Source organism: Pseudomonas sp. KNUC1026, assembly GCF_021650705.1.
Lineage (GTDB): Bacteria > Pseudomonadota > Gammaproteobacteria > Pseudomonadales > Pseudomonadaceae > Aquipseudomonas.
On sequence record NZ_CP087138.1, the window covers coordinates 4,602,189 to 4,615,606 of the forward strand.

The following is a 13,418-nucleotide window of genomic DNA, read 5'->3' on the forward strand; positions in this document are numbered from 1 at the left end:
TTGCGGTAGGATGCTGTCACAACCCTTTTCAGCAGACGTTCATGGACCTTCGCGACCTTGCGTACTTCGAGACGATTGCCGAGCTTGGCCATCTGGGCCAGGCGGCCGAGCGCCTGAATCGAAGCCAGCCGGCCTTGAGCAAAAGCATCCAGCGGCTCGAGGAGTCGCTTGGGGCGCAGTTGTTCAGGCGAGAAGGCCGGCGTATCCGCCTCACCCCTGTGGGCCAATTGCTTCTGGCCAGGGGCAAGGCGCTGCTGCAAGGCGCAGACGAGACCCGCCGGGAGATTCGTGACTTCGCCAGCGGCGCACTGGGCAACATCCGCCTTGGCTGTGCAGCCACCATGACCGAATACCTGCTGCCCGACCTGGTCGCAGAGCTGATCGCGCAAGCGCCGGAAGTCACCCTGTCAGTGGTGGTCGGGCAGGATGACGTGCTCAAGGATGGTCTGCGCCGGGGTGAACTGGATATCGTCATCGGGCCGATGAACCACACCGACCCTGGGCTGACGGCCCATGTGCTGCTGGAAGACCACGCGATGGTCGTAGCCGGTGCCGACCATCCGCTTTTCTCAGGGCCGATCAGCCTGGCCGAGCTGTGCAAGTATCGTTGGATCCTGCCGCCCAGCAGCACGCTGGGGCGCCGCTGGATCGACCACCTTTTCCATCAGAACCAGCTGCCGCCGCCTTTCGTGCAGATAGAAACCAACCTGATCACGCTTTCACCGCGCATGGTTGCCAGCACCGGCCTGTTGAGTTTCATGACTCGCCAGTCGCTTGAAAACGCGCGCTTTGTGGCCCCGCTGCGAGTGGTGCCCCTCGACGAAACCCGATTCACACGCCAGGTGGGTGTCGCCTGGCGCAGCGGCGCCTACTTGTCACCGGCGGCGCAAAGGCTCGTTGAAATCCTGCGGCACTACCAGCCGCCTGAAGATCTTTAACCGCAGGTTGAGCGGTACTTCAAATAGCCATGGCGCCCTGATACTGTATTTGCATACAGTATAGAGGTGTATGCCATGCCCAGTGCTCCCGTTCGAGGCCGGGGAACCGCCAGCAACCCGCACAACCGCTTTGCCCCTCGCCAAAGCACCCTCGAAAGCGACGGCTGGGAACAGGAGGTGCCCGCTACCGCGAGTACGGAGGTGCGCATCGAGATTGCCAAAAGCATCATCAGCCGCAATACATCACCGGATTTGCCGTTTGATCGCTCGATCAACACTTACCGAGGCTGCGAGCACGGCTGCATCTATCGTTACGCCCGGCCCAGCCATGCCTACTGGGACCTGTCGCCTGGCATCGACTTCGAAACCCGGCTGATCGCCAAGACCAACGCGGCCTCCCGCCTGGAAGAGGCACTCGGCGCCAGGGGCTACCAATGTGCGCCGATCAATCTGGGCGCCAACACCGACCCTTACCAGCCCATCGAGCGGGAGTATCGGCTCACCCGTCAGGTGCTCGAGGTGCTGCTCCGTTATCGTCACCCGGTCACTATCGTGACCAAGGGGGCGCTGATCCTGCGCGACCTCGACCTGCTCGGTGAACTGGCATCCAGGGGGCTGGTACGGGTGATGGTAAGCCTCACCACCCTCGATGATGACCTCAAGCGCGTAATGGAGCCCAGGGCTGCTGCGCCGAGTGCGCGGCTGCGGGTAATCAGCCGGCTGGCCGAGGCGGGCGTGCCGGTGGGGGTGCTGCGTTCGCCGATGATTCCCATGGTCAACGACCATGAACTTGAGGCACTGGTACGGGCTGCGGCCGATGCAGGCGCGCTTAGTGGCAACTACATGCTCCTGCGCTTGCCGCTCGAGGTCGCACCGCTGTTCGAGCAATGGCTGCAAGACCACTACCCGCAACGGATGAGCCACGTGCTGAGCCTGGTACGGCAAAGCCGTGGAGGTGAAGTTGTACGACTCGCGCTTCGGCGCTCGAATGCGCGGCGAAGGGGTATTCGCGGACTTGCTGGCGCAACGTTTTGCACAGGCGCTCAAGCGCAGCGGTTTGCAAAAACGTGATGCCTTATCACTGGATACTTCACAGTTCTGTCCTCCGGGACGGCAGATGACACTCTTGTGAACAGTCAAATAGTTGATCCAAAAGTTGATATTCAATTGATGGCAAACTTGTGAAAAATTTGTCGCGCTGCCACTAGTATGACATTGCGCTATCCACTATGAATCGCCTGCGTAGCGCGGCGTTGAGCGCTGCGCCTTAAGCTTCTTTTAAGCTTGATCCTTTAATTTAAGAATTGTCTCATTCAGTCACATTTGTAAAATTCGACATCGTTCAATAGCGGTGTAGGATCTATTACCCATCTGTGTGGGAAACTTGACCCGTTAAAGAGGATAGAGCATGACATCCCAGGACCAGACCCCGGTTAATAGTGCGGAAGAGGCCCTCAAGCATATCGTCGACGGCTTCCGGCATTTCCACCAAGAAGTGTTCCCGCAGCAGCAAGAGCTGTTCAAGAAGCTTGCAACCGCGCAAGCGCCACGGGCGATGTTCATCACGTGCGCGGATTCACGCATCGTTCCGGAGCTGATCACCAACAGCTCGCCAGGCACACTGTTCGTCACCCGCAACGTCGGCAACGTCGTGCCGCCTTATGGGCAGATGAACGGCGGCGTTTCGACGGCGATCGAGTACGCAGTCATGGCGTTGGGCGTGCAGCACATCATCGTATGCGGCCACTCCGACTGCGGCGCCATGCGCGCAGTGCTCAACCCTGACAGCCTCGAAAAGATGCCCACTGTAAAAGCCTGGCTGCGCCACGCTGAGGTCGCTAAAACAGTGGTGCATGACAACTGTAACTGCGCAACCGAGGCCGAAAGCATGGGCGTGCTTACCGAGGAGAATGTTATCGCGCAACTGCAACACTTGCGTACTCACCCCTCGGTAGCCTCACGCCTGGCCAGCGGGCAGCTGTTCATCCATGGTTGGGTGTACAACATCGAAACCAGCGAAATCAAAGCCTACGATGCAGTCGAGGATCGTTTCCTGTCGCTGAGCCAAGCCACGAACATCCCCAGCGCGAGCCCCAAAGGCCGCTTTTGATCGCCTAGCCGATCCGATCCACAGGCCAGCGACGGCTGCTCACTCCTTGCGTGCAGCCACGGCCACCGCCGTTTCCCAATAACAACAACAACGGTATTGCGCACCCTTTCCGAGTACGGGGCAGCCTGCTGCTGCATCGTTCTCGGGAGATGGTGCGCGCGTGCCTGCCAGGGACGCGGCGGTGCCGGGCCTGAATGCTCATTCAGGAGAGTGAACATGAACGTTTCTCAAACCAAGGCATCGATGCCACGGGAATTGATGGCCTCAGTGGTCGTGTTCCTGGTGGCGCTACCGCTGTGCATGGGCATCGCCATTGCGTCGGGCGTCCCTCCCGCCAAAGGGCTGATTACCGGCATCATCGGCGGCATTGTCGTGGGCATGATGGCCGGCTCGCCTTTGCAGGTCAGTGGCCCGGCCGCCGGCCTGGCCGTGCTGGTATTCGAACTGGTGCGCCAACATGGCCTGCCGATGTTGGGGCCTATCCTGCTACTGGCAGGCTTTCTGCAACTGCTGGCCGGCCGCTTGCGCCTGGGCTGCTGGTTCCGTGTCACGGCGCCGGCGGTGGTGTACGGGATGCTGGCGGGTATCGGCGTTCTGATTGTCTTATCGCAGATACATGTGATGCTCGATCAGGCGCCACAACCTTCGGGCCTGCAGAACCTTTTGGAATTCCCAGGCGCAGTCGCCGAATCCCTGCCTACCCTGGGCGGCGGTGCTGGCTGGCAGGCCGGGCTGCTCGGCCTTCTCACCATTGCGATCATGTATGCCTGGGAGAAGCTCAAGCCCGCACGGCTTCGGTTCGTACCCGGTGCATTACTGGGTGTGACTGCAGCGACGCTGGCAAGCCTGGCCTTCACCCTTCCCGTCCGCCGCGTAGAAGTACCTGACAATCTCGCCCAAGCCATCGACTGGATCACTCCGGCCGGGCTTATGAACCTTGCAGACCCCACCCTTCTGATCGCAGCTGTCGCTGTAGCCTTCATCGCCAGTGCCGAGACATTGTTGTCGGCAGCTGCGGTGGACCGCATGCACAGCGGCGTGAGGTCTGACTTTGATCGAGAGCTCTCAGCGCAAGGCGTGGGCAACATGCTGTGCGGCATCCTGGGCGCGCTGCCGATGACCGGCGTGATCGTGCGCAGTTCGGCCAACGTCCAGGCCGGGGCGCAGACGCGCTACTCGGCGGTCATGCACGGCGTATGGCTGCTCGGTTTCGTGGTGCTGTTGTCGAGCCTGCTGCAAAGCATCCCGATTGCGAGCCTGGCGGGCGTGCTGGTCTTCACAGGCATCAAGCTGGTGGATTTCAAAGCCCTGCGAGGCCTCGGCCGCTACGGCCGCATGCCGATGTTCACCTACGCGGCCACTGCGTTGGCGATTGTGTTCACTGACCTGCTGACCGGTGTGTTGCTGGGTTTCGCGCTCACATTGGTACGCCTCGCTTTCAAGGCGGCGCGCCTGAAGATCCAGGTTGTGCCCACCGGCGAAGGCGAAGTGGAATTGCGCATGGCAGGGGCGGCCACCTTCCTCAAGGTGCCTGCGCTGACCAAGGCGTTGGACAGCATCAAGCCTGGCACCCGGGTGTACGTGCCCTTGGGTAACCTCAGCTATATCGACCACTCGTGCCTGGAGCTACTTGAAGACTGGGGCCGTGCCAATCAGGCCAGCGGCTCACGAATGATCATCGAGAGCCGTGGCTTGAAACGCAGGATCGAGGGGCAGTTGCGAACCCATGCCGGTATGGGTTGACTCAAGCGACGCCCAGGCCAATACCCAGCTGGCGCGACAGGCAAGGCCAGCGTTTCCAGGCTGCGCCTGTCTCGGGGCTGGTAAGGGTGCTCTTGTAGGCCTGCACCGCCTCCAGCTCGAAGCTCTCTTCGTCCAGCAGGTGGTCGACCGAATGATGCACCACCTCATCGAGTTGATTGGCGAAGTTTTCGCCAATCAACCGATGCGCGATGACATTGGCCACTGTAGTGTCCAACGGGATCAGCGGCTGGCTGAAGTGGCGGATGTACAGGTCGTTGACTTCCTCCACCAGCCGGTGCGCCAGGTAAGCCTCGTCCAGCAGGCAAGCCAGGCCTTCGTGATCCTGCGTGATGTGCGGCGGCTTGAAGAAGTAGTCTTCGGCGATCTTCAGCACCGGCTTGATCTGCGACTCGATACCCGCCTCTCGGGCTACCGAGGCAGCCGCATCGATCAGGTCTGGCACCTGTTCGATGTAGGCGCCGACAAAGCGCGCCAGCGCCTGCTTCGGGTCACTGTTTTCGAAACTGATAGACGGGTGCAAGGCGGGCAGCTGTTTTTCCAGCTGCTGACGTAACTGGCCAGTGGCCTCTTCATGAGCGTGGGCGCGCTCGATCTGCTCGCGCAATGCGGCGGTTTTCATGAACTCTCCACGAAATGTTCTGTTACCAACGTGAGGGTCGATACGATAGCTGGCAACTGGCCGCTTGTAAGACGTATTTGTCATATTTGAATGGCATAGAGGTCAATCCGGTTATATCAGCCACCTCGCCTGCACCTGATCCGTGGATGCGGTAAGGTGTCGGCCCAACCTCACTGCTCGCATTGGCCATGTCCAGAACCCAGAAAATGCTGTTTGGTGCCTTTGCCATTATCGCAATTGCGGCCGCCGCGTTTTTGCCGCGCCTGCTTGAGCAGCGCCAATTGGCAGACGACCCAGAGTTGCTGGGTGCAGGCATTATCCTGTTGCAGCAGGGCCGCGACATGCCTCAGCTGCAAATGCTCGACCAGAACGAACAGCCTGTGCAGCTTGACTCCCTAAAAGGGCAATGGAGCTTGCTGTTCTTCGGTTACACCTTCTGCCCTGACATCTGCCCCACCACACTGGCCCAGCTACGCAACATTCGCGGCAAGCTGCCCACTGCCTCGGCACAGCGGCTACAGGTGTATCTGGTGAGTGTTGACCCAGCCCGGGACACGCCTGCGCGGTTGAAGGAGTACCTGGGGTATTTCGACAAGAGCTTCAAGGGGCTGAGCGGGCCGCCTGAAACGTTGGGCAGATTCTCGGATGCTGTCAGCATCCCGTACGTGCCAGCCGATACGAGCAAGCCCAATTACACCGTACAGCACAGTGGGAATCTGGCGCTGGTTGGGCCCGATGGCCGTTTGCGTGGGTTCATCCGTGCGCCATTCGACAGCCAGAAGTTGCTAGCGGTATTACCCGCTTTGCTCAGGCGCGATTGAGGCTCAGATAGGCAGGGCCATGTAGAACTGAGTACCTTGGCCGGGGCGGGAGTAAACACCCATCCGCCCGCCATGCAGTTGCAGGATTTCCTTGCACAGCGCCAACCCCAGGCCGGCGCCGCCTTTCTTGCGGCCTACCTGCACGAACGGTTCGAAAATACGCCCTTGCTGGCCGTAGGCTATGCCCTCACCTGTGTCTTCGACGCTGATGATCACCCGCTCAGCGTGGCGGCGTGCCTGCAAACGAATGTGCCCACCCTCTGGCGTGTGGCGGATGGCGTTGTCGAGCAGGTTGTCCAGCACGCGGTCCAGCTGGGTTTCGTCACACTGCATCCGTGGCAGGCCATCAGGGACGTCCATCAACAGTTCAATGCCGCCGGCCAGTGCTGCCTGCGCATGCCGCTGATGGGCACGTTCGAGCAACAGCTGCACATTGCAGGGCGCCAGCGTCAGCTTTTGCTGCCCACTCTGATAGCGCGAGAAATTCAACAGGTCGTTGATCAACTGCATCAAGCGCTGCATCTCATCCTTGACGGTGACGAACAGGTCCTCTTCGCGTGAGCCGGCCGCAAAATGCAGACGTTCCTGAAGCAGCCCGAACGCCATGTGCATACCGGTGACCGGTGTGCGCAACTCATGAGACGCGCGCAGGATGAACTCACTGCGCACTCGCTCGAACGCACGCTGCTCGGTCACATCGTGCAGCACCATCACCGCGCCGAGAATCTGCTCAGAGGGATGGGTGACCGGGGTCAGGCTGCAGGCCAGCAGGCGCGGCTCGCCCCCTACTTCGAAGCTAAGGTCTTCCAGCGCCCTTTCAAGCGAACCGCCGCACAGGATCAGCCGCAGGTGCTCGTCCAGGTCGGGACGGCCCAGCGCCTGGCCCAGGCTCATGCCAAGGCGATCGTCTTCCCAGCCAAGCTGGCGCTGTGCGACTGGGTTCAAGTGCTCCAGCAGGCCCTCGCGATCAATCATCAGCAGGCCATCGTCGATACTGTCGAGCACCGCTTGCAGGCGTTGCTGGCCCGCAAGCAGTTCGTCGACATTGGTGGCCTGGTGCTCGCGCAGTGCCTTGGCCATGCTTCCGAAGCGGCGGGTGAGCAGGCTCATTTCCGGCGCGCGAGACAGCGGCAGCACCACTTCGTAATTACCCTTGCCGATCTGGTCGGCAGCCTTGACCAGTGCTTCGATCGGCTCGCCGAAGCGACGGGCAACGCGATTTGCCGTCAGGAAGCCGATCACCAGCACTGCGATGCCTACCAGCCCCAACAGCGCGGATATCCAAACGGCGTGGCGATGAGAAATCTGCCCGGTGCCGTCGATCGACTCGATGGTGGCTTTGTAGGCTGCAATCAGGTCGTTGCGTACGGTGTTGAAGGCGAGTCCCAGCTCTGGGTCGGTGTTCACCACGCGGCCTTCGGCCATCACTCGCTCATAAACTTGCAGATAGCGCTGGTAATTTTCGCTGGCCTGGCTGAAGGCTGAGCGCTCTGCTGCACTTGCCGGCAGCGCTATGGCTTTGTCCAGCAATGCCTGGAAGTCGGTCTGGGTTTTGGCCAGCGCTGATGGGTCTGGCGTGTTCGCCATCGTCATCACCAACTGATCGCCCAGGTTCTGCCGCAGCTTCAACCCTGCTTCGAGCGTGCCGACGTTGCCACGCATCACGTCTTCCTGGCTACCGGCGATCTGCATCACACTGACCAGCCCGAGCAACAGCCCAAGCAGGGCGACGGTGATCAGCGCCGAAATGCTCAGAAACAGCCGCGTGCGCAACTTCATCGACAGCCTCACAGGTTGTATTGCTTGCGCTTGCGGTACAGGGTCGAGGCGTCGATGCCGAGCGTCTTGGCCGCCTGATCAAGGGTATCGCTGGTGGCCAGTACCGCGCCGATGTGGGCCTTTTCCAGTTCGTCCAGGCTCATGGCGGCGCCAATTCGCGGCGCATTGGTAGTGGGTTGCTCGCCCATGCCCAGGTGGCTGACTTCGACTTTCTCTTGTGGGCAGATGATGCTGGCGCGCTCGATGACGTTGCGCAGCTCACGAATGTTGCCTGGCCAGCGGTAGTTGAGCAGCGCCGAGCGCGCTTCCTCGCTGAAGCTACGGGCCGGGCGGGCGTACTCCTTGACGAAACGGGCCAGAAAACGTTCGGCCAGAGTCAGGATGTCCTCACTGCGTTCGCGCAGGGGCGGCAGGTGCAGGGTGATCACGTTGAGGCGGTACAGCAAGTCCTCACGGAAGCGCCCTTCGCGGACCATGTCTTCGAGGTTGAGGTTGGTCGCAGCGAGGATGCGCACATCGGCGCGGCGGGTGACCGGGTCGCCCACGCGTTCGTATTCCTTGTCCTGGATGAACCGCAGCAGCTTGGGCTGCAGGGCAAGAGGGAAGTCACCGATCTCATCGAGGAACAACGTACCGCCATCGGCCTGATTGACGCGGCCCAGCGTGCTTTCACTGGCGCCGGTGAAGGCGCCGCGGCTGTGGCCGAACAGCTCGCTTTCCATCAGGTCTGCGGAAAGCGACGGGCAGTTGATGGTCACGCAGGCTTTCTTGGCGCGCTTGCTCCAGCCGTGAATGGCGCGAGCGAGCTCACCCTTGCCGGTGCCGGATTCCCCGAGAATGAGGATGTTGGCGTCGGTGACCGCGACCTGGCGGGCCGTTTCCAGCACCACCATCATTGCCGGGCTGTGCGAGTCCAGGCCGTCCTTGGGCTTGCGGACTTCGCCTTCGAGGGCCTCCAGGCGTGCCGAAAGCTGGCGAACTTCCAACTGCTTGGCGGTCGCCAGGCGCAATTGATCGGGGCTGCAAGGCTTGACCAGATAGTCGGCTGCGCCGGCCTGGATGGCATCGACTGCGGTATCGACTGCGGAGTGCGCCGTCACGATCACCACCCGCATCCAGGGAGCCTGTACTCGCATCTGCGCCAGCACATCCAGGCCGCTGTCTTCGCCCAGGCGCAGGTCGAGGAAGCACAGGTCGAACACCTGGCGTTGCAGCAGCGCATCGGCTTGAGCGGCACTGGCCGCGGTGGCCACGCTGTAGCCTTCATCCTCAAGGCAATAGCGGAAAGTGCGCAGGATGGCTGCTTCGTCGTCGACCAGCAGTATGCGGCCCTGGTGCCCGGTCTCGGATTCCATCGTCCGACGCTCTCCTAAAAAATACGATGTAGTTACCCGGTGGTCGGGCAGGTTGCAATGCCCGATTGTGAGGCATTCGGCACCCCGCGCGGTAGCCATTGCAAACAGACAACGGTAACTCGCTGAAATTCTGCAAAAATGCGCGGTTGCGTGCACAGGGCCATGGCTTGCTAGGCTTTGCCTTCATCCCCGATGTAGGAGAGTGCAATGCCGCTTCGTATTCCTCGCGCCTGGGCCGCCGGCTGCGCCGCCCTGGCTGTCGCTCACATGGCACTGGCAGCGCCTGCCGCCAAGCCACCAGGCGAACAGGCCGGCGCCATCTGGATGGCCTTTGCCCTGAACAAGCGACTAAGCCCTTACGACCTGGGTGTGCAAGTGACAGAGGGCCGTGCTGTGCTGACTGGCAAGGTTGAAAACCAGCAGGATAAAGACCTGGCGGCCGAGGTAGCGCAAGCGGCCGGCGACACAAGCCAGGTTGATAACAAATTGACAATCGACCCAACACTGGCCGAGCAGCCACCCGCGCGCCAAGCGGTGGCCCAGCGGATCGACGATGCCACATTGACCGCTACGATTCGCGCCAAGCTGACCTGGAACGCCGCCACCGCAGGTTCGGACATCATGGTAAGCACCGATACCGGCACGGTAACCCTCAAGGGGCGAGCGCTGACCGCCGACGCCAAGCTGGTTGCGGGCACGTTGGCCAGCACCACCGACGGCGTAACGGTAGTGAACAACCTGATCAGCCTCAGCGCTGCCGACACCCAGACTACCCGCGCCGAAACCGATGCCAAAACTACCGACGAAAGCGTTACCGACGCCTGGATAACCAGCAAAGTCAAAGCGAGCTTTCTCTATGACCGCAACCTGGATGCCTTGAGCATCGAGGTAAAAGTGCGCGAGGGCGTAGTGAGGCTATCGGGCGAAGTGGCCAGCAGCGAACAGAAGACCCAAGCCGTTGAAGTTGCCCGCAGGCTCAGAGGGGTGCGTGGCGTGGATGCCGACCTTTTGAAGGTCTCGCTCAGTGGCGCCACGCAGTGATCGTGCAAGTTGACCGACCCTGGCACGGATATCGGGCAACTTGCTTGCTGGCCGGGTAGGATTAGCATCTCTATGTTGTTGATTTATAAGGGTTAATTTTTTATAGAAACTTGGCATGCGGGCTGCAATGTTGTTTGCAAACCCCCATGAATCAAGCCGCAGAGGATTATCAGGATGAACCGTCAACATTATGAAAGCGTTGCCGTTTCCTCCCTGGACATCCGCAAGGGCCTGTTCGCATTGCTGGCCACGCTCGTGACACTCATTGCCTGCCAGCAATTCATTTATTGGAACCAGCCCGCTGAACCGCTGATCCATACAACTCATGCCACCGCAATGCCCCGCCTGAGCGAAGTCAGTGCTCATGGTGACCAGGCCAACGGCCGCCTCCAGGCGTCCGGCACGGTGGAGTCGTTCGACCAAGCCCCGCGCGAACCGCGCTGGGTGTTCTGACCGATCACTCTCGTTGAAGGAGCAAGACCATGCTGAGTTGGGCCGTTACTTTCCTGATTATCGCCATCATCGCCGCCGTGCTGGGTTTCGGTGGTATCGCAGGTGCAGCTGCCGGTATCGCGAAGATTCTGTTCGTCGTCTTCCTGGTACTGTTCGTCGCATCGTTCTTCTTTGGCCGTCGCGGCAAGCTCTGACATGAGCCGCAGCATCCTCAAGCCGATGCTGGTGGGGCTGATGCTCGCCAGCAGCGCTGCAGCCTGGGCCGGTAATGATGGCCAGGATCGCGCCAGCGACCTGATCTCCACCGACAAGGATTACCGTGCCGCATGGGCCAAGGCCATCAAATCGCAAGAGCGTTTGCCCGAGTGGGTAATCAACCTCTCCGGCTATTCGCCCCCGATGAGTGCGACCACCGAAGACGGTGACAAATATCTTGTCGGCCAGGTATGCGAGAAGCAGGAAGCCTGCAAGAACAACCAGATTATCGTTGCCTTCGATTGGGACAAGTCGCATGCCTACGCCCTCTGGGTCCAGGTACCTGCCGGCTTGCCTGAGGACAAGTCACCGACCCGCCACGCTGACTACCGTTGGCTGGGCGAGCCCGACAAGGGCATGCAAGAGATGTTGAAGGAACAATTGCGCAAAGATCCCAACTGGTACTGAGCCACGGGGTAGCGTGTTGAACCTCGACCTGCCAGGGCCTGAAGGGGGCTGTGGCATGATCAAGGGGCCGGGATGCTCTGGCTGTTGTGTAGCCGGAGTGACCTAGGGGTACAGGGAGTGCCTCCGCGAGGGCCGGATCAGGCAAAAAACCGCGTCGAACCTGCGCCATTTGAAAGCGCAGGGTCGATGCGGTTTTTTTATGCCCGTATAGAAGGTATTCATCCTGAATACGGCCGCTGTGCAAAACGTTCGGATTTCCGACCTATTGACAGGCAATTTCGGCAGCGGATGCCTTCAACCCCCGAATGCCGATACTTTGCGCGTTCGGCAGCTCGAACGCTGGCAAAGATCCCCCAACCTATTGAATGAAATGGCTTTTTTCCCATGCCGATTGTGCATGCCCCAGCCGTATCCGGCATTAGACGCCTTCGAGAATCCTCTGAATAGTTGCCCCTTTTTTGAGAAATACCTCGTAACACCTCCACCACTCGAAGAGGGTCACAATAATGAAAAAGGCACGTTTGAGCCTCGCTTGGCAGATCTTGATCGGCCTGGCCTTGGGCATCGCGATGGGCGCCCTGCTCAATCACTACAGCGCCGAGAAGGCCTGGTGGATATCCAACGTATTGCAGCCTGCGGGTGACATCTTCATCCGCCTGATCAAGATGATCGTGGTGCCGATCGTCATCTCCTCGCTGATCGTGGGCATCGCGGGTGTGGGCGATGCCAAGAAGCTGGGCCGTATCGGCCTCAAGACCATTCTCTATTTCGAAGTGGTCACCACGATTGCCATTATCGTGGGCCTCGCGCTGGCGAACTTCTTCCACCCCGGCACTGGCATCGACATGAGCACGCTGGGCACGGTCGATATCTCCCAGTACACCAAGACCACCGCTGAAGTGCAGCATGAGCATGCCTTCATCGCGACGATCCTCAACCTCATCCCCGCCAACGTGTTCGCCGCAGTAGCCCGCGGCGAGATGCTGCCGATCATCTTCTTCTCGGTCATGTTCGGCCTGGGGCTTTCGAGCTTGCCCTCTGAAACTCGCGAGCCGCTGGTGCGCACTTTCCAGGGCATCTCCGAGACCATGTTCAAGGTCACCCACATGATCATGAACTACGCCCCGGTGGGCGTATTCGCGCTGATCGCGGTAACCGTCGCCAACTTCGGCTTCGCTTCGCTGCTGCCGCTGGCCAAGCTGGTCATCCTGGTTTACGTAGCGATCGCATTCTTCGCCCTGGCCGTGCTGGGGCTGATCGCCCGTGCGTTTGGCTTCTCGATGATGAAGCTGATCCGCATCTTCAAGGATGAGCTGGTGCTGGCCTATTCCACCGCCAGCTCTGAAACCGTGCTGCCGCGCATCATCGAGAAGATGGAAGCCTACGGTGCGCCCAAGGCAATCAGCAGCTTTGTGGTGCCGACCGGTTACTCGTTCAACCTCGATGGCTCGACCCTGTACCAAAGCATCGCCGCGCTGTTCATCGCGCAGCTCTACGGTATCGATTTGTCCATTGGCCAGCAGCTCATGCTGGTGTTGACCCTGATGGTGACCTCCAAAGGCATCGCCGGCGTACCGGGCGTGTCCTTCGTGGTGCTGCTGGCCACCTTGGGCAGCGTGGGCATCCCGCTGGAAGGGCTGGCGTTCATTGCAGGTGTCGACCGCATCATGGACATGGCGCGTACTGCCTTGAATGTGGTCGGCAACGCGCTTGCGGTGCTGGTCATCGCCCGCTGGGAAGGCATGTACGACGATGCCAAAGGCGAGCGCTACTGGAACAGCCTGCCCCACTGGCGTGCCAAGCAGGCGCCGATGGTTGGCGAGGTGGAGCGCACCTGACGGGCACGTTATCATCCCCGGCCAAGCGTATTTGACG

The 13,418-nt window shown here is 60.6% G+C and carries 12 protein-coding genes and 1 pseudogene; 10 read left to right on the top strand and 3 right to left on the bottom strand.

Annotation, left to right across the window (positions count from 1 at the left end; all coding sequences use genetic code 11):
• The first annotated feature begins 41 nt into the window (after positions 1 to 41).
• From LN139_RS21740 to LN139_RS21755, 4 genes and pseudogenes are all read left to right on the top strand, one after another.
• Positions 42 to 938 (top strand): LysR family transcriptional regulator, encoded by an 897-nt coding sequence (locus LN139_RS21740; protein WP_236356895.1) that lies wholly within the window; start codon positions 42 to 44, stop codon positions 936 to 938.
• A 75-nt stretch (positions 939 to 1,013) separates the two neighbouring features.
• A pseudogene (locus LN139_RS21745) lies at positions 1,014 to 2,070 on the top strand (PA0069 family radical SAM protein).
• A gap of 276 nt (positions 2,071 to 2,346) precedes the next feature.
• On the top strand, positions 2,347 to 3,048 hold the full coding sequence (locus tag LN139_RS21750) for a carbonic anhydrase (RefSeq protein ID WP_236356897.1): 702 nt from the start codon (positions 2,347 to 2,349) through the stop codon (positions 3,046 to 3,048).
• Between the two features lie 216 nt (positions 3,049 to 3,264).
• Positions 3,265 to 4,791, top strand: a complete 1,527-nt coding sequence (locus tag LN139_RS21755) for a SulP family inorganic anion transporter (RefSeq protein ID WP_236356900.1) — start codon at positions 3,265 to 3,267, stop codon at positions 4,789 to 4,791.
• Between the two features lies 1 nt (position 4,792).
• Here LN139_RS21755 and LN139_RS21760 read toward each other — a convergent pair whose 3' ends face one another.
• The gene (locus LN139_RS21760; RefSeq protein ID WP_236356902.1) at positions 4,793 to 5,431 is read right to left on the bottom strand and encodes a hypothetical protein; all 639 of its coding nucleotides are present in this window, start codon (positions 5,429 to 5,431) and stop codon (positions 4,793 to 4,795) included.
• Positions 5,432 to 5,619: 188 nt separating this feature from the next.
• Here LN139_RS21760 and LN139_RS21765 point away from each other — a divergent pair, with 188 nt between their 5' ends.
• The gene (locus tag LN139_RS21765) at positions 5,620 to 6,252 is read left to right on the top strand and encodes an SCO family protein (protein WP_236356904.1); all 633 of its coding nucleotides are present in this window, start codon (positions 5,620 to 5,622) and stop codon (positions 6,250 to 6,252) included.
• A 3-nt stretch (positions 6,253 to 6,255) separates the two neighbouring features.
• Here LN139_RS21765 and LN139_RS21770 read toward each other — a convergent pair whose 3' ends face one another.
• Positions 6,256 to 8,043: an ATP-binding protein gene (locus LN139_RS21770; RefSeq protein WP_236356906.1), complete on the bottom strand. Its 1,788-nt coding sequence runs from the start codon at positions 8,041 to 8,043 to the stop codon at positions 6,256 to 6,258.
• Positions 8,040 to 9,386 (bottom strand): sigma-54-dependent response regulator transcription factor AlgB, encoded by a 1,347-nt coding sequence (gene algB / locus LN139_RS21775; protein WP_236356908.1) that lies wholly within the window; start codon positions 9,384 to 9,386, stop codon positions 8,040 to 8,042. The genes LN139_RS21770 and algB overlap by 4 nt, the downstream gene beginning before the upstream one ends.
• A gap of 207 nt (positions 9,387 to 9,593) precedes the next feature.
• Here algB and LN139_RS21780 point away from each other — a divergent pair, with 207 nt between their 5' ends.
• From LN139_RS21780 to gltP, 5 genes are all read left to right on the top strand, one after another.
• Positions 9,594 to 10,427: a BON domain-containing protein gene (locus LN139_RS21780; RefSeq protein WP_236356910.1), complete on the top strand. Its 834-nt coding sequence runs from the start codon at positions 9,594 to 9,596 to the stop codon at positions 10,425 to 10,427.
• A 174-nt stretch (positions 10,428 to 10,601) separates the two neighbouring features.
• Entirely contained in the window at positions 10,602 to 10,880 is a 279-nt protein-coding gene (locus LN139_RS21785; RefSeq protein ID WP_236356912.1) for a hypothetical protein, read from the top strand.
• 29 nt (positions 10,881 to 10,909) lie between these two features.
• Positions 10,910 to 11,074: a DUF1328 family protein gene (locus tag LN139_RS21790; RefSeq protein WP_097087718.1), complete on the top strand. Its 165-nt coding sequence runs from the start codon at positions 10,910 to 10,912 to the stop codon at positions 11,072 to 11,074.
• Between the two features lies 1 nt (position 11,075).
• Positions 11,076 to 11,543 carry an inhibitor of vertebrate lysozyme family protein gene (locus LN139_RS21795; RefSeq protein WP_236356914.1) on the top strand — a complete coding sequence of 156 codons (468 nt, stop codon included), beginning with the start codon at positions 11,076 to 11,078 and terminating at the stop codon, positions 11,541 to 11,543.
• A 506-nt stretch (positions 11,544 to 12,049) separates the two neighbouring features.
• Positions 12,050 to 13,381, top strand: a complete 1,332-nt coding sequence (gltP, locus tag LN139_RS21800; protein ID WP_236356916.1) for a glutamate/aspartate:proton symporter GltP — start codon at positions 12,050 to 12,052, stop codon at positions 13,379 to 13,381.
• The last annotated feature ends 37 nt before the right edge of the window (positions 13,382 to 13,418 follow it).

Bases quoted from the DNA above. Each gene is read 5' to 3' on its own strand.
- LN139_RS21780 (WP_236356910.1), top strand. From the start codon at position 9,594: ATGCCGCTTCGTATTCCTCGCGCCTGGGCCGCCGGCTGCGCCGCCCTG.
- gltP (WP_236356916.1), top strand. From the start codon at position 12,050: ATGAAAAAGGCACGTTTGAGCCTCGCTTGGCAGATCTTGATCGGCCTG.
- LN139_RS21755 (WP_236356900.1), top strand. From the start codon at position 3,265: ATGAACGTTTCTCAAACCAAGGCATCGATGCCACGGGAATTGATGGCC.
- LN139_RS21760 (WP_236356902.1), bottom strand. From the start codon at position 5,431: ATGAAAACCGCCGCATTGCGCGAGCAGATCGAGCGCGCCCACGCTCAT.
- LN139_RS21740 (WP_236356895.1), top strand. From the start codon at position 42: ATGGACCTTCGCGACCTTGCGTACTTCGAGACGATTGCCGAGCTTGGC.
- LN139_RS21765 (WP_236356904.1), top strand. From the start codon at position 5,620: ATGTCCAGAACCCAGAAAATGCTGTTTGGTGCCTTTGCCATTATCGCA.
- algB (WP_236356908.1), bottom strand. From the start codon at position 9,386: ATGGAATCCGAGACCGGGCACCAGGGCCGCATACTGCTGGTCGACGAC.
- LN139_RS21785 (WP_236356912.1), top strand. From the start codon at position 10,602: ATGAACCGTCAACATTATGAAAGCGTTGCCGTTTCCTCCCTGGACATC.
- LN139_RS21750 (WP_236356897.1), top strand. From the start codon at position 2,347: ATGACATCCCAGGACCAGACCCCGGTTAATAGTGCGGAAGAGGCCCTC.
- LN139_RS21795 (WP_236356914.1), top strand. From the start codon at position 11,076: ATGAGCCGCAGCATCCTCAAGCCGATGCTGGTGGGGCTGATGCTCGCC.
- LN139_RS21790 (WP_097087718.1), top strand. From the start codon at position 10,910: ATGCTGAGTTGGGCCGTTACTTTCCTGATTATCGCCATCATCGCCGCC.